This window comes from Rhodothermales bacterium (genome assembly GCA_034439735.1).
In the GTDB taxonomy this organism is placed as follows: Bacteria; Bacteroidota; Rhodothermia; order Rhodothermales; family JAHQVL01; genus JAWKNW01.
In genome coordinates, this window is sequence record JAWXAX010000243.1 from 1 (window position 1) to 2,787 (window position 2,787).

At 60.9% G+C, this 2,787-nt stretch carries 4 protein-coding genes; all 4 read right to left on the reverse strand.

All coding sequences use genetic code 11. The annotated features are described in order from the left end of the window. Positions 1-814, reverse strand: an 814-nt coding sequence (locus SH809_17610; GenBank protein ID MDZ4701534.1) for a DPP IV N-terminal domain-containing protein, incomplete at its 3' end; no start/stop codon positions are given. 78 nt (positions 815-892) lie between these two features. Further along, complete coding sequence (locus tag SH809_17615) at positions 893-1,378, reverse strand: DUF6265 family protein (protein MDZ4701535.1); 486 nt, start codon at positions 1,376-1,378, stop codon at positions 893-895. A 299-nt stretch (positions 1,379-1,677) separates the two neighbouring features. Then, the gene (locus tag SH809_17620) at positions 1,678-2,334 is read right to left on the reverse strand and encodes a peroxiredoxin (protein MDZ4701536.1); all 657 of its coding nucleotides are present in this window, start codon (positions 2,332-2,334) and stop codon (positions 1,678-1,680) included. Between the two features lie 150 nt (positions 2,335-2,484). Continuing rightward, positions 2,485-2,787, reverse strand: a 303-nt coding sequence (locus SH809_17625; GenBank protein MDZ4701537.1) for a T9SS type A sorting domain-containing protein, incomplete at its 5' end; no start/stop codon positions are given.

Genomic DNA, 2,787 nt, shown 5'->3' on the forward strand with positions numbered 1-2,787 from the left:
CGCCGCCGGCGGCGGGGATGACGCCGACACGGCCGGACGAGTTGGTGGTGCCGGCTTTGGGGTACTGGATGGGGATGGTGTAGGAGTAGAGCGAATCCGTGTTGTTGATGAGGAGGAAGTCGCGAATCCCCGACGCGTCGAGTTGCCAGAACGCGATGGAGCGGCCATCCGGGCTCCAGCGCCAGCCATCCTGGAGGGCGAGTTCTTCCTCGTAGACCCAGTCGAAGGTGCCGTTGATCAGTTTCTCCGATCCGTCTTTCGTGATCTGGTCGATGTGGCCATCGGTGAGGTGCTGCACGTATAGGTTGTGGCCCTGCACGTACCCGACGCGCGAGCCGTCGGGCGAGAACTTGGCGAACATGAGCGAGGACGCCGGCGCGTCGCCACCGAGCTGTTTGAGCGAGCCGTCGGCGATGTCGAGCACCCAGTAGTCGCCGCGGGTGTTGGTGCGCCAGACGCGCTGCGAGTTGGTGTAGAGCAGCAGCTTGAGCCCATCGGCCGACCACTCGTAGTCCTCGATCGGGAGCGGCTCCGTAGTGCCGGTGGGCACGAAGCGCTGCGCCGGTACGATGACATCCCGCCCGCCGCTGGAGGGGTCGTGCCGGACGATGTCGAAGCCGCCCGGGACCGTTTCCGAGCGTTCGAGCATCGTGTAGCCGTTGTTATCCTCCAACCACCGGGACTGCCCCGCGCGCTGACCAAAAAACTCGGGCGAGCCGTAGAGGCGCTCGAGGGTGATGTCGGAAGCCTGCTGTGCGAGGGCAGCAGGCGCCAGGAGGAAAAGCGCCAGGACGGCGAACGTACGGATGTTCATGACGGATGGGGTATAGGATCGGTAAGCCAGGCAAGCGCCTGTTCGTAACACCTCCATCCGAAAATAAAAAAGCCGGCGTTAAGGAACGGCCCGCCGGAAGGGAAAATGTTCGGCCGTCCACGCGCCGGCCTTCATCTCCTCCAGGATCACCACCATCTCTTCCCCCGTCTGGCGATAAATCAGCCGCTTCTGGCCGTCGGCCTGCTCGAATACCGCCTCGTGGCCGTCGACACGGATGAGCGGGAAAAGATGGACCTCCGCCTTCTCCTCCCAGGCGATCAAGCCAGCGCTGAAGTGTTTGATGCGGAGGGTGGGTATCGGGTCGATGGTATCGATCGTCATCATCTCAAAAAACACCGCTTCTCCTTCCTGCATGTACCGGAAGGAGCCCATCATCGTATTGCCGTTGGGCGCGGACCAGATCTCCTCGATGAAGGCCCCCTCGGGTTCGCCCTGCCAGTGGCCGGCGATGAAGGCGAGGTCCGCGAGGGTCGCGGCCGGCTGGGCGGAGGCGGGGGTGGCGAGGAGTATCGCGCCGAACAGGAAATAACTGAGTTTCGACATCTCTATTGATCGTTATCGAATCAGAGCACGTTTGGTATCGGATGATTAAGACGTCACTTTTTATCGTCATTCCCGCGTAAGCGGGGATCCTTTGAAGATTTCTGAATGCCTCACTTGCGGTTCCAGGCAGGGTTTTGTGCATCATAGAACCTTGTATGGATCCCCGAACGGGGTCGGGGATGACGGTACTTAAAGGATGTAGCGACCCCAATAGCTTGCGGAGCAGCTCGACAAAGCAATCAGAGTCACAACATTGTAGCGCATTCCCTAGATATAACTCTACAGTGCGCCCCTATGGGTTACCGCGGCTGCTTCGCTGTGCGCAGATACGGCTTGTGGATCTTGAATCCTTCGAATTTTTGCCGGGCATCTTCGTCGGAAACAGCGTTTGACACCACGATGTCGTCGCCCGGATTCCAGTTCGCCGGCGTGGAGACCGGGTGTTTGGCGGTCAGCTGAAGGGAGTCGAGTGTCCGCAGGATCTCGAAGAAATTGCGACCCGTCGTCATCGGATAGGTCATCATCATCTTGATCTTTTTATCGGGGCCGATGACAAAAACGGTGCGGACGGCCTGGTTCGTAGCCGGCGTGCGGCCTTCCGAGGTGCCGGTTTCCTCCGCCGGCAGCATGTTGAAGAGCTTGGCGACCGTCAGGTCCCGGTCCCCGATCATCGGGTAGTTAACCTTATGGCCCTGGGTCTCCTCGATGTCTTTCGCCCACGCCTGATGGTTCTCGACGGGGTCCACGCTGAGGCCGATGATCTTGCAGTTACGTTTCGTGAACTCGGGCTCAAGGCCGGCCATGGTCCCCAGCTCCGTGGTGCACACCGGGGTAAAGTCCTTCGGGTGGGAGAAGAGAATGCCCCAGCTGTCGCCGAGCCACTGGTGGAAGTCGATCGTGCCGTGGGTGGTCTCGGCGGTGAAGTTAGGGACGACGTCGTTGATGCGAAGCGACATGGCGGGTTCCTCGTGAGGTGAGTGGGTGGGTGGCTTGCGAATTCCTCAACGCCGGGAATATACGCCTGTTGCATCTCAAGAAGGGAGTTTTCACCGCATCGTAACTTGTCAGTGCCTGGCGGCCAGGAGGATGCGGACGGTCGGCCGTTCTCAGGGCCGGCGGACAAGCAGCCGGGTCTCGACGCTGGCCTCCGAATCCACCCGGACCACATAGACGCCCGCCGGCAATGAGGTCCCGTCAATGGCAACGATCATCGATTCTGTCGAATGCCCTTCGTACAGCAGCCTGATCGCGCGCCCGAGGAAGTCGTAGAGGGCGACGCGCACCCCTTGCGGCGGCAATGTGAGCTGTAACGTGGCCTCCGTGGAAAAAGGATTTGGGTAGATGCTCCCGATCATCGGGCGGGCGGGCAATAGCCGAGGGTCCTCGATACCGACGCTGTTTTCGCTGCC